The sequence below is a fragment of the Pseudomonas sp. AC463 genome (assembly GCF_979253585.1).
This window is the reverse complement of record NZ_CEEDDZ010001011.1, coordinates 1-246: the sequence shown is the minus strand read 5'-3', so window position 1 is coordinate 246 and position 246 is coordinate 1. Positions and strand designations below refer to the sequence as shown.

The following is a 246-nucleotide window of genomic DNA, read 5'->3' as shown; positions in this document are numbered from 1 at the left end:
GGCTGCTCGCCAATCGCATTCTGCCCGCGTGGATAGCGTTGATCCATGCCGTAGCGCCCCTCGTCGCCACGACCGGCCCGTTGGTCGTTGCCCCAGTTGGGGCGGTCGCGTCGAGGCTGGTCGGGGCGTTGTTGGTCAAGACGGGGCTGGTTGCGGGGCTGGTCGTATCGCGCCTGAGCCGCAGGCTGCGGCTGCTGTTGCGGCTGGGGGCGGGCTTGGTCCCGCGGAGCGGCTTCGCGCCGACCA

The 246-nt window shown here is 71.1% G+C and carries 1 protein-coding gene; it reads right to left on the bottom strand.

Annotated features, from left to right (window positions below; translation table 11 throughout):
• The coding region (locus AC0IYH_RS33290) for a hypothetical protein (RefSeq protein WP_471838682.1) at positions 1–246 on the bottom strand (246 nt) is incomplete at both ends.